Source organism: Corallococcus sp. bb12-1, from assembly GCF_026626765.1.
Lineage (GTDB): Bacteria > Myxococcota > Myxococcia > Myxococcales > Myxococcaceae > Corallococcus > Corallococcus terminator.
The window spans coordinates 833,013-856,723 of record NZ_JAPNJZ010000018.1 but is presented as its reverse complement, the minus strand read 5'-3'; the positions used below and the strand labels follow the sequence as shown (position 1 = coordinate 856,723).

Here is a 23,711-nt window from a genome sequence, read left to right as displayed (position 1 = left end):
TGGCCCCGTCCGTCTTTTTCTACCCATCCCAGGCTTACGCCGGACTTCCGTCGTACCAGGAGAAGCAATCCATGACCCCCGGAGACGTGTCCTTTGCCCGACCCGGAGCTTTCGAGCCCGACCACAGCGCCCCACACGTGAAGGGCTCGTATGTGAACTGCGAGCAGCGCGAGCCGCGGCCGCGCCGGCGTCCTTTGCCGCCGCCTTCAGTCCCCGCCCTGCTGGAGGGGGCAGAAGTCGCCCGGTGAGCGTCCGGCCCGGCGGGCCTGTCCGCGCTTCCGGGCATTTTTCTCTCAAGAAACAGAGCGCTCGGCGTCTTTAGTCAGGAAGCCCACCAGTCACTTCGGGTCCTTGCGTCATGGCCAACCTCTTCAACCGGGAACGACGCCATTTCGAAGCGTTCAGCCAGCGACACCGGCCCAGCCTGCTGGCCGTGGCCCGCCGGTTGTGCGCTCGCGGCATCCTGGATCCAGAGGACCTGGTCCAGGAGGCCTTCGAGCGGGCGATGCCGGAGTACGGCCATTTGAAGGACCGCACGGAAGCGGCGTGCGCGGCGTGGTTGTGCACGACGATGACGAACCGGTTCCTCGACCACTGCCGAAGGCAGCGGACGGAGGTCCGGGGGCTGCCGCACCTGGCGCTGGTGCAGGACCTGCCAGCGACGGGGGATGGGGAGCAGGAGAACTGGGAGCTGGTGGGCAATGACGCCTTCAAGGCGGCCATCGAGCAGCTCAAGCCGCACCTGCGGGACGCGTACAAGCTGCACGCGGAAGGCCTCCGCTACCAGGCCATTGCCGAGAAATTCAACGTCCCCGTAGGCACCGTGGGCAGCTGGCTGACGCTGGCGCGCCGGGACCTCAGGGAACTGCTGCTTCCGAGCGTCGCCGTGGCCCGGGAGCGGGGAGTCCAGGTATGAACGCGCATTGCACGAAGCTGCATCTCTTCATGGACGGAGAGCTGTCCGAAGCGGATGCGGAGGGCTTCCGGCACCACCTGCCGCGCTGCCCTGGCTGTGAAGGCGGCCTCCGCGACCTGCTCCAGTTGGAGCTGCTGGCGGCGCGCGCGCTGGGCGCGGGCGTCGCGGAGCAGCCCGTGGAACAGCCTCGGAGCAATGTGGTGGCGCTGGGCGCGTGGGTGCGCCGCAATGCGCGCGTGGTGGCGCCGCTGGCCATGGCCGCCAGCCTCTGCGCCGTCATGGTGCCGCGCATGATGCCGGCGCCGGAAGTTCCGGCGGTGGTCTTCCTGGAGAACCAGTCCACGCGCGCGCTGGAAGGCCGCGTCTCCCATGCCCGCGCGGACCAGTGGCGCCGCTACGTGCCCATGCGCGGCAATGGCAACGCTTCTGGCGCGGAGGCCTCGGAGGCCCTGGCCCCGACCCCCCTGCCGCTGCGCCCGCTGGCGGAGATGGAGGAGCGCAAGGAGTTCCGCGGCATCGTCGCGGCCTACGTGCTGCACGGTCAGTGGCAGCAGGCGCAGGCGGTGCTGGTGCGCGAGCCCGCGTCGCTGGCGCGCGACAACGACCTGGCGGTGGTGGCGCTGCACGACAGCCGCTTCCAGGACGCGCTGAACCTGTTGGACCCCGTGGTGCGCGCGGAGCCGGCGCATGCGCAGGCCCTGTGGAACCGCGGCCTCGCGCTGTACGGGTTGAAGCAGTACGACCGCTCCGCGCGTGACTTCGAGCAGGTGGCGGCCCTGGGTGAGCCCGGCTGGAGCGACGAGGCGCGCGGTCGGGTGGACGAGGCGCGCGCGCAGGCGCAGCGGCAGCGCGGTACCTCGGCGCCTTAAGCATCCTCGTGGTGCCCTTTCCGCGCGCTGGAGCGTCCACCAATGGGCGCCCCGCGCGGGAGTTTCGCCTTCGGACACGGGATGACGTGTCAGGCTCCTGGGGTTGTCGGAACACTCCAGGAGCTTGCCCATGCCCGAGTCCTCCCCCCGCGCCTCCGCCGACTACGAGACCGCTCGCCGTGATTTCCGGTGGGAGCGGCCCGGCCACTTCAACTTCGCCACCGACGTCATCGACCGGCACGCGGCCGAGCGGCCCCAGGCCCCCGCGCTCCAGTGGTCCGACGAGTCCGGGCGCTCCCAACACTTCACCTTCCAGGAGCTGAAGGAGCGCTCGCTGCACGCGGCGCGCTTCCTCACCGGGCTGGGCCTGAAGCGGGGCGACCGGGCCTTCATCCTGATGCCGCGCGTGCCGGAGTGGTGGTTCCTGGTGTTGGGCTGCATCCGCGCCGGCATCGTCTTCATGCCCGGCACGCCCATGCTCACCGCCAAGGACATCCGTTACCGGCTGGAGGCCGCCAGCGCGAAGGCCGTCCTCACCGACTCAAGCTGCCTGGACCGCTTCGAGGGCGTGATGGACGTGGCGGGCGTGACGACGTGGGTGTCCACCGGGGACGCTCCCGCGCCGTGGACGCGCTACGCGTCGGAGGCGCTGGCGGAAGGCCAGGCCGTGGCGTTCCCGCCGACGCGCGCGGAGGAGCCGCTGCTCATCTACTTCACGTCCGGCACCACCGGCATGCCGAAGATGGTGCAGCACACGCAGGCCAGCTACGGCCAGGGGCACCTCATCACCGGTCGCTACTGGTTGGACCTGCGGCCGGAGGACCGGCACCTGACGCTCAGCGACACCGGCTGGGCGAAGTGCGCGTGGGGCAAGCTCTTCGGTCCGTGGAGCGAAGGCGCGTGCAACGTCGTCTACGACTTCCGCGGGCGGTTTGATCCCGTGGCCTTCCTCAAGGTGCTGGAGCGCGAGCGCGTCACCACCTTCTGCGCGCCGCCCACCGCGTGGCGTGCGTTGGTGTTGCAGGACCTGAAGGCGGTGGACCTGTCCTCGCTGCGCCACACGGTGAGCGCGGGCGAGCCGCTCAACCCGGAGGTCATCGAGACGTGGAAGGAGGCCACCGGGCTGTTCATCCGCGAAGGCTACGGCCAGACGGAGACGGTGGTCATCGTGGGCATGTTCCCGTCGCTTCCGCCGCGCATGGGCTCCATGGGCAAGCCGTCCCCCGGCTTCACCGTGGGCGTCATCAACGAGCAGGGCGAGGAGGTCGCGGACGGACAGGAGGGCGACATCGCGGTGCGCGTGAAGCCGGAGCGCCCGGTGGGCCTGTTCCACGGCTACCTGAATGACGACGCGGCCAACGCGGCCAGCAGCCGGGGCGACTGGTACGTCACGGGCGACCGCGCGGTGCGCGACGCGGAGGGCTACCTGTGGTTCGTGGGGCGCTCGGATGACGTCATCAAGACGTCCGGCTACCGGGTGGGCCCCTTCGAGGTGGAGTCCGCGCTGCTGGAGCACCCCGCGGTGGCCGAGTCCGCCGTCATCGGCGTGCCGGACGACAAGATTGGCCAGCGCATCAAGGCCTACGTGCTGCTGACGCCGGGCCACACCGCGTCGCCCGCGCTCGCGCAGGAGCTTCAGGACTTCGTGAAGAAGACCACGGCGCCCTACAAGTACCCGCGTGAGATTGAGTTCGTCGCGGAGCTGCCCAAGACGGTGAGCGGGAAGATCCGCCGCGCGGAGCTGCGCGCCACCCAGAAGAAGTAGGCGGCGCGCAGCGGAAGGGGACTACTTCAGCCAGTCCGAGTGCACGAAGCCGGCGTCGGGCTTGTCCCGCCGCTGGTACGTGTGCGCGCCGAACGCGTCGCGCTGGGCCTGGGTGAGGTTCTGCGGCAGCTCCGGGCTGCGGTAGCTGTCCATGTACGCCAGGCTGCTGCTGAACACCGGCACGGGGATGCCCACCTTCGTCGCCGTGCCCACGAGCTTGCGCCACGACGGCGCCAGCTTCTCCAGCACCGGGGCGAACGCCTCCGACACCATCAAGTTGGGCAGCGTGGGCTGCTGCTGGAAGGATTCGCGCAGCGGCGTGAGGAGCTTCGCGCGGATGATGCAGCCGCCCCGCCAGATGCGCGCCATCTCCGAAAGCGACACGCCCCACTTGTCCTCGTCGGACGCCACCTGGATGAGCCGCATGCCCTGCGCGTACGTCACCACGCGCGCCGCGTAGAGCGCGTCGTGCGCCCACTGGGCCAGGTGCTGCTGCTCCTCGGAGGAGAGCGACACGGAGGGGCCGTGCAGCTTCTTGCTCGCGGCGACGCGGTCGTCCTTGTGCGCGGACAGGTTGCGCGCATCCAGCGCGGACGCGATGGAGGGCACCGGTACGCCCTTGTCGATTCCCACCTGCACGGTCCACTTGCCCGTGCCCTTCTGGCCGGCCTTGTCCAGCACCATGTCCACCAGGGGCTTGCCCGTCTCCGGGTCGCGCTTGCGCAGCACCTTGATGGTGGTCTCCAGGAGGAACGATTCAGCGATGCCCTCGTTCCACTTGGAGAACAGGTCGGCCAGGGCCGCGGTGTCCAGGCCCAGGCCGCGGTGGAGCACGTCGTACGTCTCCGCGAGCAGCTGCATGTCCGCGTACTCGATGCCGTTGTGCACCATCTTCACGAAGTGGCCCGCGCCCTCCGGGCCCACGTGGGTGACGCACAGGCCTTCCTCGCTGCGCGCGGCGATGGCCTCCAGCACCGGCTGCACCAGCGCGTACGCATCCTTGGGCCCGCCCGGCATGATGGACGGGCCGTTGCGCGCGCCCTCCTCGCCGCCGGACACGCCGATGCCCAGGAAGTGGAAGCCCTTCTGTTTGCACAGGGCTTCGCGGCGCCGCGTGTCCAGGTACCAGGAGTTGCCCGCGTCCATGATGACGTCGCCGGGCGACAGCAGCGGGAACAGCCGCTCCATCATCTGGTCCACCGGAGCGCCGGCGGTGATCATCAGCAGGATGCGGCGCGGACGCTCCAGGCCGGAGACGAACGCCTCCAGCTCCGGGTAACCCGCCAGGGCCTGCTTGGGGTTCTCCTGCTGGACCTTGGTGATGGCCTCCGGGTGGCGGTCCCACACCGCGACGCTGAACCCATGGTCCGCGATGTTGAGGGCGAGGCTTGCGCCCATGATGCCCATGCCCACCACGCCGAACTGCGCAGGCTTTGTCTGTGTGCCCATGTTTTCTCCGAGCCCGGCCTACCCGTAGGCGGCGGGGTCCAGCATCCACTGCGTGTTCGTGACGTGCGACGCGGGCAGTTGCATATCGCCCTGAAGCACCCGCCGCATGGCGTCCCGCTTGCCCTCACCCGCCACCAGTCCCAGCACCGCCCCCGCGCCCTGGAGCACGGGGAACGTCAGCGTCATCCGCCACGGCGGGGGCTTGGGGCCCTTCACCGCCAGCACGCGCGCGGTGCGCTCCGAAAGCGCCGGGTGGCCGGGAAACAGGCTCGCGGTGTGGCCGTCCTCGCCCACGCCGATGAGCACCACGTCCAGCCTGTCGGGCAGCGTCTTCGCGTAGTCGGCGGCGGCGGCGTCACGGTCCTCGCGCTCGCCCTGCATGCGGAACACCTGCGCGTCCGCGAGCTTCAGCGGCGTGAGCAGCGACTCCTTCACCAGCTTGTAGTTGCTGTCCGCGTGGTCGGGCGGCACGAAGCGTTCGTCCACGAAGTACACGTCCACCCGTTCCCAGGGCAGCGTGTGCTCCGCGAGCGCGCGGTACGCGGGGCGCGGCGTGTTGCCGCCCGACAGCGCCAGGCTCACCCGCTGCTTCGTCGCGAGCGCCTTCTGGAGTTCGCGCGCCAGCCAGTCGGAGGCCTCCAGGGCCAGCTTCTCCGGGGGGACGATGAGGGGTTTCGTCATAGCGTGGACCACCGGCGGCCGTTCTTCGCGGGCAGTGCGTTCGCGGCATCGGGGCCGGTACTGCCCTTCTCGTACGTGTGCAGCTTGCCGCCCGCGTCGGTCTCCAGCGCGCGCAGGATGGGCGTGATGTAGGCCCAGGCCTGCTCCACGCTGTCCTGGCGCGCGAAGAGGGTGGCGTTGCCGCGCATGCAGTCCAGGAGCAGCCGCTCGTACGCCTCCGGCACGGGCTTCTTGAAGCTCTCCGCGTAGTCCATGTCCATGGTGACGCCGCCGATGTTGACGTCCTCGCCGGGCACCTTGGATTCGAACGACAGCGCGATGCCTTCGTGCGGCTGGATGCGCAGGGTGAGCACGTTGGGCTGGAGCCGCTGGCACGTGGCGCCCGCGCCGCCGAACAGGCCGATGGGCACCGACTTGAAGTGGATGGACACCTCCGTCATGCGCCGCTTCAGGTTCTTGCCCGCGCGCAGGTAGAAGGGCACGCCCTGCCAGCGCCACGAATCCACGTTCATCTTCAGCGCGACGTACGTGGGCGTGCGCGAGCCCTTCTTCACGCCCTTCTCGTCCTGGTAGCCCTGGTACTGGCCCACGACGACGTGGTCCGGCACGTCCGAGCCCTCCACGGGGCGCAGCGCGCGGAAAACCTTGTTCTTCTCATCGCGGATGTCCTCCGCGGCGAAGGACACGGGGGGCTCCATGGCGCACAGGGCCAGCACCTGGAGCAGGTGGTTCTGCACCATGTCGCGCAGCACGCCTGTCTCGTCGTAGAAGCCGCCGCGGCCCTCCACGCCAATCGTCTCCGCCGCCGTGATTTCGACGTGGTCGATGTGCTGGCGGTTCCACAGCGGCTCGAAGATGGCGTTGGCGAAGCGGAAGACGAGGATGTTCTGCACCGTCTCCTTGCCCAGGTAGTGGTCGATGCGGAAGACCTGCTTCTCATCCAGCACCGCGCCCAGCTCGCGGTTGAGCTCGCGCGCGCTCTCCAGGTCGTGGCCGAAGGGCTTCTCGATGATGAGCCGCCGCCAGGGCTTCTGGCCGGGCTGCTCCTCGCGCTTGAGCAGGCCCGCGCCGGCCAGGCTGTGGATGATCTGCGGGAACGTGGAGGCGGGCGTCGCCATGTAATAGAGCTGGTTGTCGCCCGTCTTGTGACGCTTGGACACATCCGCCAGCTTGTCGCTCAGGCGCTTGAAGGTGTCCGGGTCGTCATAGCCGCCGGAGACGCATTCAATCCGTTCGGAGAAGGTCTTCCAGGCCGCTTCGTCCACGGGCTGCGTGCGGGCGAACTTCTTCAGGCCCTCCCTCACGTGCTCGCGGAAGGCCTTGTCCTCCAGCGGGGAGCGGCTGAAGGCGACGATGGCGAAGTGCTCCGGGAGAAGGTTGGAGCGGGCGAGCTCGTAGAGCGCGGGGAATAGCTTGCGCTCGGCCAGGTCGCCCGTGGCGCCGAAGAGGACCATGGCGCAGGGGTCGGGGCGGCCCGCGCTGAACACCGGTTCGCCTTCTCGGGGATGGGTTTCGATGTGAACGCCCTGCGCATCCATGCGGTGTCTCCTCCGGTTCGACCGGGGACCTTAAGGCGCTAATCTGGCGGCCCTGCAAGCGCATTGCAGGAGAATGATGCGGGCCTGACGTCTTGCCTGCCCCAGCGGTTGGGGCCGTCCCGGCTCCTTCGGGGAGCGCGCGGGCAGCCGGGCGGCGTCAGCGGCCGGGGAACATGATATTTCCGGGGGTCATGACGACTCCTCCCGTGGCGCTCATCACCGGGGGGTCGCGTGGCGTGGGCCGCGCGGTCTCCCTCCGGCTGGCCCGTGCTGGCTATGACATCGTCTCCACCTACCGTCGGGACGCGGATGCCGCGGCGACGCTGGCGAAGGAAGTGGAGGCGTTGGGCCGCCGCTGTCGCACGGTGATGGCGGACCAGTTGGAGCCCGCGTCCCTGCACGGCGTGTTCGACGTCATCCAGGAGGAGTTCAAAGGCCTGGATGTGTTCGTCGCCAACGCGGCCTCCACCGTCTTCACGCCGCTGATGCAGACGAAGCTGCACCAGATGGACAAGACCTTCAACGTGACGGTGAAGAGCTTCCTGCTGGGCGCGCAGCGCTCGGTGCCGCTGATGGAGGGGCGCAGGGGGCGCATCGTCGCGGTGTCCGGCATGGACTCGCGCATGCCGCTGCCGTTCCATGGCCTGCTGGGCGCGATGAAGGGCGCCATGGAGATCATGGTGAAGTACCTGGCCGCGGAGCTGACCGGTTCGGGCATCCGCGTCAACGCGGTCAACCCGGGCTACATCGACACGGACTCCAGCCGCTTCTACATGGGCGATGCGTGGGCGGGCCTGGAGGAGAGGGTGAAGGAGCAGGTGCCCGTGGGCCACGTGGCCAGCGTGGATGAGATTGCGCGCCCCATCGAGTGGCTGTGTTCGGAAGGTTCCGCGTACGTGAACGGCCAGACGCTGGTGGTGGATGGCGGCCTGGAGGTCAACTACGCGATGGGCTTCGCCGCGAACATGACGACGCCGTCCTCGCGCTGACCGTCGCCGCCTTCCATGCGCTACGTCGTCTCGCTGTGGTTCTTCGTGTTGTTCCTGGTCACCGCGCCCCTGCTCTTCACGCTGGGCGCGGTGTTGTTCGTGGTGGCGTACCCGCTGGACCCCGACCGCCAGTGGCTGCACGTGCTGGTGTGCCGGTGGTGCTACGGGCTGTGGATGCACGCCTCGCCCGGGTGGAAGGTGCGCGTGGAGGGCCGGGAGCTGTTGCCCAAGGGGCCGTGCGTCTACGTCGTGAACCACCAGTCCTTCGCGGACATCCTGGCGGTGATGGGGTTGTTCACCCCGTACAAGTTCGTGGCGAAGGCGTCGCTGTTCCGCACGCCGCTGGTGGGCTGGATGATGACGCTGCTGGGGTACGTGCCCATCGTGCGCGGCAGCTCGCAGTCGATGGAGCAGTTGCTGGGGCCGTGCCGCCGGTGGCTGCGTCGGGGCATCCCGGTGCTCATCTTCCCGGAGGGCACCTATTCGCCCGGGGAGCTGCTGCCGTTCAAGCGTGGGGCGTTCCAACTGGCGCTGGAGGAGCACGTGCCGGTGGTGCCGGTGCTGGTGCGGGGCACGCGGGAGCTGGTGGACGGGGACGGGCCGTGGATGAGCCCTCGCGCGACCGTCACGGTGCGCGTGTTGCCGGCGCTGCCTCCGGAGAGCTTCGGTCCGGACGCGGTGGCGCTGGCCACGCGCGTGCGTGAGCAGTACGTGGAAGCGCTCGCGGTCGCGAGCTGACGGCCCGAGGGGCTGGAGCGGCGCTGCGTGCGCTGCTTCGCCCGGTCTCGCGCCTGGCGCCGCGTGGGTGCTTCAGGCGTGCTCGGAGCCGGGCAGCTCTTCGTCCGTCGGCGCGTCCGAGTGCGGGGATTCCCCCATCGCATGCGATGAGGGCCGGGCGGGAGCGGCCTCGATGACGGCGCGGACCAGCTCATGGGGCGCGCGGAGCAACGCCTCCAGCGCGTCGGTGCTCGCGGGGACGCCGCGCTGTTCCACCTGGAGCCAGCCGCCCTTGATGCTGACGCGGCGGTGGCCCCTGAGTCCCAGCAGGCGCTGACGCACGTCCGGGGCCAGCAGCACGGGACGTGCCTCCGGCGGCAGGTTCTCCACCAGGAAGGCCGCGTCCAGGTCCGCGTCGCCCAGATGCTCTTCGCGCGGCGTGGTGGCACCGGGCAGCTTGTCGTCGGGGCGCTCGTACTCCAGGAGCAGGTCCGCGGGCAGCGCGCCCTCCAGGTCCAGGCGCAACACGGTGACGGTGTGGCGCTTCTTGCCCCCCGCGCCGCGCTTCCCCGTGGCCAGCAGCAGCGGTCGTCCCTGGTAGCGGCCCTGCACCTCCAGCCGCTTCTCCGCGCAGGTGAGCCCATTCGCCTTCGCGAACGCCTCCCACGCCGCGCGCTGCCGGCGCTTGAGCTGGAACAGGATGAAGAGGGCCAGGGCACCCAGGACGAGCAGGGACGCGAGGATGCCGAGCGGAGAAGAGACGCCGGGAAGCATGGCGGCGCATTGTGCACCGTCGCGCGACAGGTGGACCCTCAAATCCGATCGCGTGCGCACCGCCGTGCTCCGGGCAGGCTTGCAGCGCCCGAACGTGAACACGCGGGAAGGAATCCGCGCGCATGGAAACGCGTGGAATCCCGCGTGCCTGCATTTCTCCCGGCCGGCACTTCGCTCCACCGGGATGCGCACGGGGCGCGCCCGCGTTGCACGCACGGTGTGACGGAGGGCGGGCGCTCGGGCCGTGTCCTCGTGGGTCGTCCGCTGGCCCTTCGGGATGCGCCGTGGGGCGTGCGGCGGGAAGGGGAGGACGTGGGAGGAGGGGCGCGAGTGCAACCTCCCGGAATGACGTCCTTTTTCGACAATGTCAGAGGGGGCAGGTAAGGGAGCGGGGGCTCGCCGCTTGGAGTCGGAACGTCACCGGGAGAGGCTGCCCGGCTGGCACCTGGAGCCGGGCCGCGAGGGAGGGTGAACACCGGATGCGCCTGCTGCACACGTCGGACTGGCACCTGGGACACACGCTGTATGACGTCTCGCGCGAGGAGGAGCACACCGCGTTCCTGACGTGGCTGCTGGCCACGCTGGAGTCGGAAGAGGTGGATGCGCTCCTGGTGGCCGGGGACATCTTCGACACGGCCAACCCCAGCGCGGAGGCGCAGGCGGCCTGGTATCACTTCATCGCGCGCGCGCGCCGTGCGCTGCCGAAGCTGGACGTGGTGGTGGTGGGCGGCAACCACGACTCCGCGGCGCGGCTGGACGCGCCGGATCCGCTGTTCACCGCGCTGGGCGTGCGCGTGGTGGGCGGACTGCCGCGCCACCAGGGCACGTTGGAGCTGGAGCGGCTGGTGGTGCCGGTGCACGACGCGCGCGGGAAGGTGGGCGCGTGGGTGGCGGCGGTGCCGTACCTGCGGCCGTCGGACCTGCCGCTGGTGGGGGATGCGACGGTGGATCGGTTGGTGGAGGGCGTGCGCTCCGTGTACGCGGAGGTGCTGGACGGAGCGCGCAGGCGCCAGCGCTCCGGACAGGCGCTGGTGACCATGGGCCACTGTTACATGACGGGCTCGGAGCTGAGCGAGCTGAGCGAGCGGAAGATTCTCGGCGGCAACCAGCACGCGCTGCCGGTGGACCTGTTCCCGGAGGACGTCGCGTACGCGGCGCTGGGGCATCTTCACAAGGCCCAGCGCGTGGGTGGGCGCGAGGGCGTGCGCTACAGCGGGTCTCCGTTGCCGCTGTCCCTGTCGGAAGCGCACTACAAGCATCAGGTGATGTTGGTGGACGTGGAGGACGGGGCGCTGAAGCAGGTGCGTCCGCTGCCGGTGCCTCGCACGACGGACATGGTGCGCGTGCCTGCCCGGGACGCGCTGGCGCTCACGGACGTGCTGGACCTGCTCGCGGCGCTGCCTGCGTACGAGCCGGGGATGCCGGAGTCGATGCGGCCGTACCTGGAGGTCTGCGTGTCGCTGCCCCGCCCGGAGCCGGCGCTGCGCCACAAGGTGGAGCATGCGCTGGAGGGGCGTGCGGCGCGGCTGGTGAAGCTGACGCCCTTCTACACGGGGACGGGTGGGGCGCTGGCGGACGTGCGGCCGGGGATGTCCCTGCGGGAGCGCACGCCGGAGGAGGTGTTCCTCGCCCGGTATGCGCGGGACTTCAAGGAGGCGCCCACGCCGGAACTGCTGGAGTCATTCCACGCGTTGCTCACCCAGGTGCAGGAGGACGCGCCGTGAAGATCCTCGCGATTCGCGGCAGCAACCTCACGAGCTTCTCCGGGGAGTTCAAGCTGGAGTTGGATCAGGCGCCGTTGGACCGGCTGGGCCTGTTCGCCATCTCCGGCGCGACGGGCGCGGGCAAGAGCACGCTCCTGGATGCGCTGTGTCTGGCGTTGTTCGACCGCACGCCAAGGCTCGGTGGGCCCAGCAAGGTGCTGGTGGGACGCGCGGACGAGGACGAGGAGGCGCGTCTTTCGGCCTACGACGTGCGCGGCATGCTCCGGCGCGGGGCGGGCAAGGGCCACGCGGAGGTGGACTTCCAGGGCAAGGACGGGCGGCGCTACCGGGCGCGCTGGAACGTGTGGCGGGCGCGCGAGCGCGCGGAGGGGCGCTTCCGGCCGCAGGAGCTGAGCCTCACGGACGTGGCCACGGGGCAGTTGTACGGACGCACCAAGGGCGAGGTGCTCCAGGCCATCCAGGAACGGCTGGGGTTGTCGTTCGACCAGTTCCGTCGCTCGGCGCTGCTCGCGCAGGGGGAGTTCGCGGCGTTCCTTCGCGCGGACGCGAACGAGCGCGCGGAGTTGCTGGAGCGGATGACGGGCACGGAGGTGTACAGCCGGCTGTCCGTCGCGGCGCACAAGAAGAACGCGCTGGAGCAGGAGGAGTTGACGCGGCTGTCGCACGGGCTCGCCGCCATCGCGCTGATGTCGGAGGTGGAGCGGGAGGGCGCGCGCGGTCAACTGGGCGAGGAGGAGGCCGCGCGGGTGCGGGAGGAGGCTCGGCTGCGCGAGGCGGAAGGAGCCCGGGCCTGGTACGCGCTGCGCGCGGAGCTGGTGGGACAGGAACAGGCCTCCGACGTCGCGGTGACGCGGGCGGTGGCGGAGAAGGACGCGGCGGCGCCTCGTGAGGCCCTGCTGGAGTCGGTGCGCGCGGCGGAGGGTTTCCGCGCGGTCGTGTCGGCGGTGGAGACCGCGGAGCAGCGCTGTGTGATGGCGGAGGCCGAACAGGTCAGCCGGGCGTCGCGGGCGGAAGCGGCGCTCGCGGCGTCGGCGTCGCAGCGCCAGGTGCGGATGCAGGCGGAGGTGGCGAGGGCGGCGGCGCAGGAGGCGGAGGCTTCGATGCGTCCGGCCCTGGAGGAGGCGGCGAGGCTGGACACGCGGCGCGCGGAGGCCGAACGCGAGGCCCGTGAAACCGCGGAGCTGGCGAAGCAGGCCCGGGCGGCGGAGACCGTGTCGCGGGATGCGCTGGCGCTGGTGCGGGACGCGGAGGCGAAGGCCCAGGGGCTGGTGGATGCGGCCCAGGCGTGGCGCGTGTCGCATGCGGGCTGGGAGCCCCTGGCCACGGAGTGGCCCCGCTGGCAGCGCGAACTGGAGCGCTACGCGGGCGCCCTCAAGGAAGAGCAGGCGGCGGGGACGGACGCGGACCGGCTGGGCAAGGACGTGGACCGGCTGGGCGGCGAGACCCAGGCGCGGCGCGAGGAGCACCAGGGCTCCGTCGAGGCCGAAGCGCAGGCGCTGGCACTGGCCACCCACGCGGAGGCGGCGCTGGGGGAGGACGGGGGCGCGGCGCGACGGGCACTTCGGGAGGCCCTGCTGGCGCGGCAGGACGCGTTGGGGGCACTGGCGCTCGCGGGCGAGGGCGCGCGGGCTGAGGGCACGGCGGAGGGCGAAGCGGACGCGGAAATGAAGGCGCACCGCGAGACCTCCGAACACGCGCGTGGAGAGGCGAAGGACGCGGCGGCGCGGCGTGCGACGCAGGAAGCGATGCTCCAGGAGGCCCGGCGGGCACAGTCGCGCGCGGAGGCGACGCAGGGACTGGCCTCGCACCGGGCCGCGTTGCACGAGGGCGAAGCCTGTCCGCTGTGCGGCGCGCTCGAGCATCCGTATGCCCGCGAGGGTTCGGCGCTGGAGGGGCTGGTCGCGGAGACCGCGGCCCGGGTGGCGGAGCTGGAGTCGGCGCGGGATGTCGCGGCGAAGCAGGAAGGCGCTGCGAGCGTGCGGCAGGCGACGGCGGACACGGCCGCGACGCAGGCCGAAAGCCGGCGCGAGACCGCGTCCCGCAAGCGCAAGGGCCATCAGGAGTCCTGGCGCGCGGCGCGCGAGCGGTGGATCCGCGCGGTGCTTCCTGGTGTCGATGCACGGGATTCAGCGGATGCGAAGTGGACTCGCACGGCGTCGCAGGCGCGGAAGTCCTCGCGTCGGGTGAAGGTGCCGGGCACGTTGGACGCAGGCGTTGATCAGGAGACGGTGGACTCCGCGTCCTCATCGGGCAGGGCAGACAACTCCCGTGCGGAGGACGCGCTGCCCCCCGAGCACGCGGAGTCCGCCACCGCGCAGATGTGGGCCCGGGGCGCGCAGGAGGACGTGCGCGTCCGGCTCGCGACCCTGCGTGAGGAAGAGGAGTCCGTGGAGGTCCGCGCCGCCGCCGCGCGAGAGGCCCGTGCCCGGTTGGAGACCCTGCGCACGCGGCGCGAAGGCGCGGCCGATGCCCTGCGCAAGGCCGAGGATGCGCTTGCCCGCGCGGTGCAGGCCCATCGGGAGGCCCTGCTCCGCCGCGAGACCGCCAGCGATGCGCGAAAGCGTGCGCTCACCGAGGTCGCTCCGCCGTTCGCCAACGAAGCTTCCCCATGGCAGGAGAGGCTCGCGGAGGACCCCCTGCGCTTCCAGGGCCGGTGCCTGGAGCGCGTGACGAAGTGGCGCGAGCGCGTCGCGGAACTTGAAGCCGCGCAGAAGCGCCTGGACGAAGAGCAGGGCCGCCGTGCCCGGGAAGAAGTCCGCCTCCAGTCCCGGCACGAGGACGCGGAGACCGCGGCGGCCCGCGCGAGCCTCAAGGACGCGGCCCTCCAGGACGCCTCGCAGGCCCGCGCGCGACTGCTCCAGGGCCGCCCCACGCAGGAGGTGCGCGCGGAGATCCAGGCCCGGCTCGACACGGCCGTGGACGCCTACGAGCGCGCCCGCGAGGCCGCCGAATCCCTCCAGCAGGCGGAGAAGGTGGCCACCGCGCGCGCCGAGGACGCGGTGCGCCTGCGTGCCGAAGCCGTCCGTGCGCTCGACAGCGCCCAGGCGGTCCTCGCCGAGCGCCTCGCGGGCCAGGGCACCACGCTGGAGGCACTCAAGGCCCTGCTCTCCCGCGATGCCGCCTGGTGCGACAGCGAGGCGCGCGCGCTCAACGCCCTTCGCGAGTCCGTGGCCCAGGCCCGCGCCGTGCTCGTGGAGCGCCGTGAGCGCCGCGTCCGGCATGAAGCCTCGGGCCTCCCCTCGCTGGCCGAAGCCGACGTCGCTGCCCTCTGCGCGCAACTGCTCACGGATGTCGACGTGCGCCGCCACGCGGAGGCCATGCTGCGCGCCCGCCTGGACCACGACGACGCGGCCCGCGCACGCCACGGCGCGGAGGCCCGCGCGCTGGAGCTGCGCCGGGGTGAGGCGGAGGTGTGGAAGACGCTGGGCGACCTCATCGGTTCGCACGACGGGAAGAAGTTCAAGGTGTTCGCCCAGAGCCTCACGCTGGATGCCCTGCTGCTTCACGCCAACGCGCACCTGCGCGAGCTGGCGCGTCGCTACCGGCTGGAGCGCGTGCCCGGCCACGACCTGGATCTCCAGGTGGTGGACGGAGACATGGGCGACGAGGTGCGCAGCGTGGCCAGCCTCTCCGGCGGCGAGAGCTTCCTCGTGTCGCTGGCGCTCGCGCTGGGGCTGGCCTCGCTATCGTCGGAGACCACGCAGGTGGAGACCCTCTTCATCGACGAGGGCTTCGGCACGTTGGACCCAGAGACGCTGGAGGTGGCGCTGGCCACGCTCGACGCGCTCCAGGCCACCGGCAGGCAGGTGGGCATCATCTCCCACGTCAGCGGGCTGGCGGAGCGCATCGGCGTGCAGGTGCGCGTGGTGAAGCAGGGCGGCGGTCGCAGCCGGCTGGTGGTGGAAGGCGACGCGGGCATCGCCATGTCCCCGGGACAGCAGGTGGCGTGAAGCGTCCGGGCGTCAGCCCGACACCGGCTCCGCGCCCATCAGGCCGCGCACCACCGCGGCCACCGCCAGCGGCGTCGCCACCCGGTCGTCGCTCAGCGCCGCCAGCGCCCGGGCGAACTGCTCCGCCGACGAGAAGCGCTGCGCCGGATGGGGCGCGAGCGCGCGGTCCAACACCAGCGCCAGCGGGTCGGACACCTCGGGTGCCAGCATGCGCACGGGCGTCACCCGCACACCCCGGATGGAGGCCTCCACCTCCTCCTCGGTGCTTCCCTCGAACGGCGACTCCAGCGACAGCAGCTCGTACAGCAGCACCGCCGCCGCCCACAGATCCACCGCCACCGACACCTCGCCCGCGAGCAGCTCCGGGGAGCGGTAGTGCAGCTTGCCCATGCGCCGCCAGTCCACTGTCGCGCCCGCGCGTGAGCGCGCCACGCCGAAGTCCGCCAGCTTCACCTCGCCACCGCGCGACAGCAGCACGTTGTGCGGCGACACGTCGCAGTGCACCACCGCCAGCGGCCGCCCCTTGGAGTTGGTGGCCGAGTGCGCGTGCGCCAGCGCCTCCAGTACGTGCCGCACCATCATCACCGAGATGTCGATGGGCAGCTCGATGCGCCGTCGCCGGCACTGCGCCAGCACCCGGCCCAGGTCGGTGCCCTCCACCAGCTCCAGCGCCAGATAGGGGCCGCCCGCCTGGTCGCCGTACTCGCGGAAGCCCACGATGTGCGGATGGTTCAGACAGCGCGCCAGCTCCGCCTCGTGCAGCAACTGCTCGCGCGCCTCGGGGTCCCTCGCGCGCTCCGGGCGCACGCGCTTGAGGGCCACCTCCTCGCCCGCCAGCATGCCTTGCAGCATCCGCGCGCGGAACACCTCCGCGTTGCCGCCGCGCCCCAGCCGGGACAGCAACTGGAAGCGTCCGCAGTCGCGGGGCCACTTCTCCGGTGAGCCTTCCTCCTGCGTCGTCACGCCTTCTCCCCGACCAGACTCGCCAGGTAGTCGTCCAGCGTCCGCGAGAAGGTGGCGTCGTCACTCAGGAATGCCAACCCCACGCCGCCCGTGTACGGCGCGTCCACCACGTGCACCACCAGCGCTTCGCCCTGCAACCGCTGGCCGTTGGGCAGCTTCACGTCCACGGTGACGACGCTGTCCTGCGGCGGACGGTGCGCCGTGCGCACGAAGAGGCCGCCGTTGGAGATGTTCAGCGCGTGCTCCCGCACGAAGTCCAGCTCCGTGCGGAACTCCAGCTCCAGCTTCACGGCGAAGCGCCGGCCGCGGCGCTGCACCCCTTCCTCCTGCGGCTCCTCCTCCGGCGCGCGGTAGGGCTCGCCGCCCCGCGTGGGCGCGGGTGAGGCTTCCGGCGCGGGCGCGGGCGTGGGGGGCGTGGACGCGGACGGCGACGGTCCTCGCGCGGCCAGGGCCTCCAGGTGCTGCTGGAGTTCCTGCGCCGCCTGCGCGCGCTCTTCGCCGGTGAACGGCGTGCCGCCCGCGAGCGTCTTCGAGCGCAGGGCGTCCCGCTCCGACTTGGGCAACCGCCACAACTCCACGAAGGTGCCGCCGCTCTTGCGCACCTCCTCGCCCAAGCGCTCCACCGCCGCGCGCGGATATCCGGGCACCTCCACCTTCACCTCCAGCGCGCCCTCCTCGTCGCGGAACGCCACCAGCAATTGCATGGACTGCGCGGACGGCAGCAACGCGCCCAGGCCCTCCACCACGGACGCCGCCTTCGCGGGCGACGCCCCTCCCCTCCACACCGCCGCGAGACCGAAGACAGGCACGGGCCGGACGATAACCGAGCCCTCCTCTCCCACGTCCAGACAGTGCGGTCGGAAACAGGCGATAGCGGCGGACGCAAAGTTTCCAAATCGAGATGCGTCCCTCCAACCAGGGGAGCACCTACATCGGAAATCCGCTCGGCTCCCTCTATGCTTGGGGCTCTCCGTAACCCCCCTTCCCGGAGTGCCAACTCGTATGCGCAATTGGATCCGACTCTTCTCCGGCACCCTGCTCGCGGCCACGCTGCTTGCGGGCTGCGGCGGCACTGACCCAGACCCCGATCCGGGCCCCGGCCCGGACCCGGTCGTCGACGGGGGCTCTGACGCGGGCCCCAGCACCGACGCCGGTGAAGTCGACGCGGGCTTCGATGCCGGTTACGTCGAGGACGCAGGCATCATCCTGGACCCCGACCCCGACCCGGGCAAGGTCCCCACCGACCCGTATGATCCGAACAACGCCACCAAGGACTCGGACTGCGACGGCCTGTCGGACCAGGAGGAGTACTCCACCGTCTACACGGGTGGGCTGAAGACGAGCCCCGGCCTGCGCGACACCGACGGCGACGGCATCCGCGACGGCGTGGAAGTAGGCCGCACCACCAGCGTGGACCCCACCTGTTTGTTCCACGCGGATCTGGACCCCACCACGCGCACGTCGCCGGTGAAGATGGACACGGATGACGACGGCCTGCACGACGGCCTGGAGGACGCCAACCGCAACGGCAGGCGCGACCTCGGGGAGACGGACCCCAACACCGCGGACTCCGACGGCGACGGCCTGCCCGACGGCACGGAGGATGCGAACAAGAGCGGCGCCGTGAGCCCTGGCGAAACGGATCCGCGCCTGCGCGACACCGACGGCGACGGCCTGCCGGACGGCCTGGAGAAGTCCAGTGGCACGGATCCGCTCAAGCCCGACACCGACGGCGACACCTGCTCGGACGGCGCGGAGGACGTGAACAAGAACGGCAAGCACGACCCGGGTGAGACGAACCCGCGCGTGGCGGACTGCGCCGCGTCCGTCCCGGACACGGACTTCGACGGCATCCCGGACTCGGTGGAGGACGCCACCGGCACGGACAAGACGAAGGCCGACACGGACGGCGACGGCGTGGCGGACGGCGTCGAGGACAAGAACAAGAACGGCCGCGTGGACTCCGGTGAGACGGACCCGCGCCTGACGGACACCGACTGCGACGGCCTCCAGGACGGCGCCGGCCGCAACGGCTTCCTCGGGGAAGACCCCAACTCCAACGGCCTCGTGGAGGCCGGCGAGACGGACCCCACCAACCCGGACACCGACGGCGACGGCCTGCTGGACGGCGTGGAGCGTGGCGTGGCGACCGCCGCGGCCCCGCGCAACAACTGCGGCTACACGGGCGACGCGGATCCCACGACGAAGACGGACCCCAACAAGCCGGACACCGACGGTGACGGCATCCCCGACGGCGCGGAGGACTCCGACCAGAACGGTCGCGTGGATCCGGGCGAGTTGAACCCGAACAACCCGGCGGACGGCGCGGCCAACACGCCGGCGGGCAAGGCGTGCAGCGTGCAGAACCTGCGCACGGTGACGTTCCGCGAGGACAGCGGCGCGGACATGCGGCTGGCGCTGCCCAACACCTTCAAGACCGCCAACCTGATCAACATCAAGGCCTCCGGACAGACGGTGGGCGTGATGGGCTATGACGACACCAAGCAGGTGACGTTCATCGCCTACAAGCGCGGTCAGGTGACGGGCTCCACCACCCCCTCGGGTGACGAGTCGGGCATCCGCACCGGCACGCCGATGCTGGCGCCGGCGGACGTGGAGTTCACCCAGACGTTCACGACGTGGGACGGCTTCCCCGCGGCGGTGTCCCGCTACGCGCTCGCGGGCACGACGGACCTGAAGGTCTTCACCAACGCGCTGGCCAAGGCGCTCGTGCCCTCCACCACGGAGCAACTGGGTGGCAACGCCGGCATCTCCGGTCCGTTCAAGATCCAGGCGCAGTACGTGCACCGCTCCGACCAGAGCGTGGTGGTGGTGCTCGCCATCACCCCGGCGGCCCGCTACAACGAGGCGGGCAGCCTGTTCACCCTGGCGGACACGGCGGGCGGTTCCGCGCTGGCGCAGTTCGGCGACGCGGACGCGGTGCAGTGCGAGGTCTTCACCGGCAACACCGCGGTGGTGGACTTCCTCTTCGTCGTGGACGACAGCGGTTCCATGGCGTCGTCGCAGACGTCGCTGGCGAACGCGGGCACGGCGGTGGCCAACAAGCTGGGCAACGCGACGCTGGACTGGCGCCTGGCCATGGTGACGACCAGCTACACCGTGGGCAACAGCGTCAACCGCAACGTGCTGCGCCCCTTCACCACCAACGTCAACCAGTTCAAGGCGTGGCTGACCCAGAAAGCGGTGTGCAACAACAGCGTGTGCGCCGTGCAGGGCGGAACCACCCAGAACCCGACGTACACGCCCCTGCCGAACACCACGTGCGCGGCCAACACGCAGTGCTGGGTTGGCCTGGCCGGTGACGGCAGCGAGCGTTCGCTGGAGGCGGCGCGCAAGGCCATCAACGACATGGCCGCGTCCACGGGGACGGCGGACACGAAGCTGCGTCCGGGCGCCAAGGTGGTGGTGGTCATCCTCACGGATGTGAAGGACCAGTCCACGGACACCATCGCGAACTACTCGGCGTACTTCCTCAACACCGGCACCACGTCCGGGACGACGAGCAACCCCACCGCGCAGCCCATCCAGGTCCACGGCATCATCTGCCCGCCGGATGGCGCCCCCTGCTACGCGGGTGAGGACAACAAGACCCCGCGCCACCTGGACGTCATCCAGGCCACGGGCGGCGTGTCCGGCAGCATCCGGGACAACGCGTCCATCACCAACACCATCAACGCCATCGTGGACAGCGTCATCGCCTCGGTGGGTTACCGGACGCTCAAGCCGCCCATCGGCGCGTCGTTGAAGGTGGCCGTGGCCGAAGTGGCGGACCCCGCGCTGTGCCCGAACATCGGGGACCTGCCGCGCAGCCGCACCAACGGCTTCGACGTGGACGGCATCAACCGCACCGTTTCGTTCTACGGCGCGTGCCGTCCCAAGACGTCCGGTCAGACGCAGGCGGCGCTGTCGTACCGCTACTGGATCGACCGCTCGAACAACGCCAACGGCAGCCCGCCGCCCTGTTCGACGGACACCCAGTACTACAACCCGAACGAAGCGGACTTCTGCACGGGCAAGCTCGCCTGCAACCGCGTCACCGACAAGTGCGAGTGCCCGGCCGACTGCGGCGGCACCGCGCCCGCGGGCCAGGTGTGCAACACCGACCGCGCCGTGTGTGACTTCACCTGCGCGCCGGACTGCGGTGGCGAGTGCGGCACGTTCGAGACGTGCAACACGAACTCCTGCTCGTGCTCCTGCGTGCAGTCCGCGTCCTGCGCGGCGGGCTACAAGTTCGACAACAACGCGAACGTCTGCGGCTGCGTCTGCGACACGGGCGCGCTCAACTGCGGCACCGGCTTCGCGGCCGACCCGGGCCTCTGCGCCTGCGTCTGCCAGCCGGACTGCGGCGGCTGCGCCCCGGGCTTCACGTGCAACGTCAGCGCGTGCGCCTGCGAGAAGCCCATCGGTTGATGCGGCTGGAATGAAGACGCTCCCCCGGCGCCACGCGGACCGGGGGAGCGGCGGTGACTGAAGCACTGCATCCCGAAGCCCCCGGTCTTCACGTCCCCACGCGGGGCCTGAGGGTCGGGGGTTTCTTCGTTCCTTTCGCTACTTCGTCCCGCCAGCGGCCTGGGGAAGGCCGGCGACGCGGTAGACGGGGTAGAGGCCGAAGCGCTCATCCCAGGCCGGGTGGCGCTCCGCGAAGAAGCGCAGGCGGGCGTGCGGGTCCTTGGCGAAGGTGGGGTCCTTCAGGCGCTCCTGGAAGGCGGCCTTCACGCCCGCATCCTTCGCGAGCAGCTCCCGGGCGAAGGGCTCCACGACGTAGTCCTCGATGTATTCCTTCTGCTCGAAGTGGGCGTTGAAGAAGCCCCACGCGAGGAGCGAGTCGGGGCCGGAAGGCTCGAAGAGGTGCGCCACCAGCTGCACGTTCTTCTGCGCCACGGGCACGAAGAGCGAGCCCGCGGGCACGTCCTGCGTGTCCGGCTTCCAGTCGCCCTTCGCGCTGAGGCCCTGGTGGCCTTCGTTGGACTGGGCGCGGAACTGGAAGTCCTTCGTGCGGAACGACTCCACCTTCGCGGCGGGCACCGCGCGGGGGATGCGCTGGAACGTGATGCCCTGGACGGCGAGCTTCGGCTCCACCCACGCGGCGTGGCCCGCGGGGACGACGTAGCCGCCCGTGGGCAGCGTCACGGTGAGCGCGGGCTTCAGCTCCGGCGCGTACGGCACCGTCCACGTCTGGGGCTTCGTGTCGTCGTAGCGGATCCACGGCTGGCCGGAGATGTCCGACGGCGTGCGCTCGTACGCGTAGCCCTTGAACGCGAGCGTCTCCCGCTTCGCGGTGTTCTCCCAGCCGAGCACCACCTCGCGCACCTGGCCGGAGATGGCCTTCTGGTCCTCCGCCTTCACGGCGGCCTGGAGCGCCGCGCCGTCCCGGGCGACGAGCCGCAAGAGGCCGTCCATCACGTCGCGGGTGGCCTTCACGCGCTGGGCGTGGGTCTTCCACGAATGCGTCTCCACCAGCACGCCGAAGCGGTGGTGGATGGCCCAGAAGCCGTGGCTGAAGCGCGGCGGGGGGACGCCGTAGGCGAAGCCGCTCGTCGGGTCGTCGTCCTGGATGAAGGACGGGTAGAAGCCGAGCGGCTGGTGGCCCTGGGCGGTGAGGCCGGTGAAGAGCTCCGCGACCAGCTTCGTGCCCAGCGCCTGGAGCGCGGGCGGGCCGGACTTCTGGGGCTCGATTGCGACGGACACGTCGGGTTCGAACTTGGCGCCGTCGGTGACGTGCAGGTCCACGTAGACGAGCGGATCCCACGCGTTGAGGTACTTGAGCAGCAGCGCCATCTCCGGCGCGTCCACCTTCACGTAGTCGCGGTTGAGGTTGAGGTTCTGCGCGGTGGTGCGAAAGCCCATCTCCTCCGGTCCCACCTGGTTGGGGCGGTGGTTGGGATTGAAGCGCTCATGGCCGTCCAGGTTGAAGACGGGGACGAAGACCGCCGTGACGCCCTTGAGCACGTCCGGCAGTGCCTTGCCCTGGAGCGCGTCGCGCAAAAGCCAGTAGCCGGCGTCCTTGCCGTCGATTTCACCCGCGTGGATGCCGCCCTGGAAGAAGACGACGGGGCGCTGCTTCTTGCGCGCCGCGTCCGCCGTGAGGGTGCCGTCCTGGCTGACGACCAACGCCACCAGCGGGCGGCCCTCCGGGGACAGGCCCAGCGTGTCGCAGCGCGCCCTGCCGGGGAACGCCTTGGGAAAGGCGCGGCAGAGGGTTTCCGCTTCCGCGTAGCGGCCGGTGCGCGTCCAGCCGCTCTGCTCGGAAGTGGAGGTGAGGGGTGGTGCCTGCGTGAGGACCAGGGCGGTGAGGGTGGGCAGGAGCATGCCTGCTTGAGAACACAAGCCCCGCCGGGGCTCAACCCTGGCGCACGGTGTGCGTGCCGCCCACGGGCAGCACGTGCACTCGGTCGCGCGGCCAGCCCCGGCGCAGCCACTCCGCGTCCAGGCGGATGGGGGGCTCCTCGAGCGGTTCGTCGGTGAGCTTGAACGTGCCCCAGTGCATGGCGAAGAACGCGAGCGCGCCCAGGTCCTCGAAGGCCTGCACGGCCTCCTCCGGGTTCATGTGCTGGAAGCGCATGAACCACGCCGGGTCATAGGCGCCAATGGGCAGGAGCGCCGCGTCCAGGTGCGGGAACCTGGCGCCAATCTCCTTGAAGCCCTGGAAGTAGGCGGTGTCGCCGGAGTGGTAGACGCGCGCGCTGGAGCCCTCCACGACGAAGCCGCCCCACAGCATCTGGTTGGCGTCGTTGAGGCCGCGGCGGCTCCAGTGCTGCGACGGCACGTAGTGCACGCGCACGGGGCCCACCTGCGTGGACTCCCACCAGTCCAGCTCGCTGAAGGGCAGACCCTCGCCCTGGAAGATGGGCGCGTGGCCCAGGCCGGTGATGACGCGGGCCCCCACCTGCTTGAGGGTGGGCAGGTCCAGGTGGTCGTAGTGGTTGTGGGACACGAGGCTCGCGGTGATGGGCGGCAGCTTCTCCACCGGCACGCCGGGCGGCACGTTGCGGTGGATGACGACGTTGATGGCGTCGCGCAGCACCGGGTCGATGAGCAGCGACACGCCATCCAGTTGCACGAGCCAGCTCGCGTGGCCCAGCCACGTCAGCCGCGCGCCTTCGCCCGGGGCGGGTGGGGTGGCGAGCACCGCGAGGTCCGGCTCCACGTGCGGCACGGGCGCGCGCGCGGGCGACTTGCGGCGCTTGCCCGACAGCTTGTCCACCACGGCCCACTTGAAGACATTGTTGAACGGGTGCGGTCCGCTGCCATCCAGGTTCTTGAAGCGCATCGCCATGAGTGGCTCCCCGTGTCGGGCATCCCTTGAGGATGGACCCGCACGCCTCTCAGGTGGAGTCATGCTCGGCTGGCGGGTC

16 protein-coding genes are annotated in these 23,711 nt (G+C 70.9%); 8 read left to right on the top strand and 8 right to left on the bottom strand.

The features are described 5' to 3' along the window. Positions 1-358: 358 nt before the first annotated feature. From OV208_RS24175 to OV208_RS24165, 3 genes are all read left to right on the top strand, one after another. The gene (locus OV208_RS24175) at positions 359-916 is read left to right on the top strand and encodes an RNA polymerase sigma factor (RefSeq protein WP_267576241.1); all 558 of its coding nucleotides are present in this window, start codon (positions 359-361) and stop codon (positions 914-916) included. Further along, positions 913-1,785 (top strand): zf-HC2 domain-containing protein, encoded by an 873-nt coding sequence (locus OV208_RS24170; RefSeq protein ID WP_267576240.1) that lies wholly within the window; start codon positions 913-915, stop codon positions 1,783-1,785. The genes OV208_RS24175 and OV208_RS24170 overlap by 4 nt, the downstream gene beginning before the upstream one ends. A gap of 130 nt (positions 1,786-1,915) precedes the next feature. Next, a complete protein-coding gene (locus OV208_RS24165) occupies positions 1,916-3,550 on the top strand; it encodes an acyl-CoA synthetase (RefSeq protein ID WP_267576239.1) in 1,635 nt (544 codons plus the stop codon). A gap of 21 nt (positions 3,551-3,571) precedes the next feature. Here the strand turns inward: OV208_RS24165 and gndA are convergent, their stop codons facing one another. From gndA to zwf, 3 genes are read right to left on the bottom strand one after another with little or no spacing between them, the layout of a single operon-like run. Continuing rightward, a complete protein-coding gene (gndA, locus tag OV208_RS24160; protein ID WP_267576238.1) occupies positions 3,572-4,999 on the bottom strand; it encodes an NADP-dependent phosphogluconate dehydrogenase in 1,428 nt (475 codons plus the stop codon). 18 nt (positions 5,000-5,017) lie between these two features. Next, complete coding sequence (pgl, locus tag OV208_RS24155; protein WP_267576237.1) at positions 5,018-5,680, bottom strand: 6-phosphogluconolactonase; 663 nt, start codon at positions 5,678-5,680, stop codon at positions 5,018-5,020. Next, complete coding sequence (zwf, locus tag OV208_RS24150) at positions 5,677-7,218, bottom strand: glucose-6-phosphate dehydrogenase (RefSeq protein ID WP_267576236.1); 1,542 nt, start codon at positions 7,216-7,218, stop codon at positions 5,677-5,679. The genes pgl and zwf overlap by 4 nt, the downstream gene beginning before the upstream one ends. 191 nt (positions 7,219-7,409) lie before the next feature. On the opposite strand from zwf, the gene OV208_RS24145 reads away from it, so the two are divergent. Continuing rightward, positions 7,410-8,207, top strand: coding sequence for an SDR family NAD(P)-dependent oxidoreductase (locus OV208_RS24145; RefSeq protein ID WP_244238347.1), 798 nt, complete (start codon positions 7,410-7,412; stop codon positions 8,205-8,207). Between the two features lie 15 nt (positions 8,208-8,222). Then, positions 8,223-8,945 (top strand): lysophospholipid acyltransferase family protein, encoded by a 723-nt coding sequence (locus tag OV208_RS24140; RefSeq protein WP_267576235.1) that lies wholly within the window; start codon positions 8,223-8,225, stop codon positions 8,943-8,945. A 72-nt stretch (positions 8,946-9,017) separates the two neighbouring features. On the opposite strand, the gene OV208_RS24135 is transcribed toward OV208_RS24140, so the two are convergent. Further along, complete coding sequence (locus OV208_RS24135; RefSeq protein WP_267576234.1) at positions 9,018-9,758, bottom strand: hypothetical protein; 741 nt, start codon at positions 9,756-9,758, stop codon at positions 9,018-9,020. Positions 9,759-10,177: 419 nt separating this feature from the next. Here OV208_RS24135 and OV208_RS24130 point away from each other — a divergent pair, with 419 nt between their 5' ends. Then, a complete protein-coding gene (locus OV208_RS24130; RefSeq protein WP_267576233.1) occupies positions 10,178-11,422 on the top strand; it encodes an exonuclease SbcCD subunit D in 1,245 nt (414 codons plus the stop codon). After that, entirely contained in the window at positions 11,419-15,372 is a 3,954-nt protein-coding gene (locus OV208_RS24125) for an AAA family ATPase (RefSeq protein WP_267576232.1), read from the top strand. The genes OV208_RS24130 and OV208_RS24125 overlap by 4 nt, the downstream gene beginning before the upstream one ends. A 12-nt stretch (positions 15,373-15,384) precedes the next feature. Here OV208_RS24125 and OV208_RS24120 read toward each other — a convergent pair whose 3' ends face one another. Both OV208_RS24120 and OV208_RS24115 read right to left on the bottom strand, forming a co-directional pair. Further along, entirely contained in the window at positions 15,385-16,335 is a 951-nt protein-coding gene (locus OV208_RS24120) for a serine/threonine-protein kinase (RefSeq protein WP_267576231.1), read from the bottom strand. After that, entirely contained in the window at positions 16,332-17,144 is an 813-nt protein-coding gene (locus OV208_RS24115) for a TIGR02266 family protein (RefSeq protein WP_120542940.1), read from the bottom strand. Before OV208_RS24115 ends, OV208_RS24120 begins: the two co-directional genes overlap by 4 nt. A gap of 193 nt (positions 17,145-17,337) precedes the next feature. On the opposite strand from OV208_RS24115, the gene cglD reads away from it, so the two are divergent. Further along, positions 17,338-20,766 carry an adventurous gliding motility lipoprotein CglD gene (gene cglD, locus OV208_RS24110; RefSeq protein WP_267576230.1) on the top strand — a complete coding sequence of 1,143 codons (3,429 nt, stop codon included), beginning with the start codon at positions 17,338-17,340 and terminating at the stop codon, positions 20,764-20,766. 138 nt (positions 20,767-20,904) lie between these two features. Here the strand turns inward: cglD and OV208_RS24105 are convergent, their stop codons facing one another. Together OV208_RS24105 and OV208_RS24100 are read right to left on the bottom strand one after the other, a co-directional pair. After that, complete coding sequence (locus tag OV208_RS24105; RefSeq protein ID WP_267576229.1) at positions 20,905-22,665, bottom strand: M14 family zinc carboxypeptidase; 1,761 nt, start codon at positions 22,663-22,665, stop codon at positions 20,905-20,907. 31 nt (positions 22,666-22,696) lie between these two features. Next, positions 22,697-23,632: an MBL fold metallo-hydrolase gene (locus OV208_RS24100; RefSeq protein WP_267576228.1), complete on the bottom strand. Its 936-nt coding sequence runs from the start codon at positions 23,630-23,632 to the stop codon at positions 22,697-22,699. Positions 23,633-23,711 lie beyond the last annotated feature (79 nt).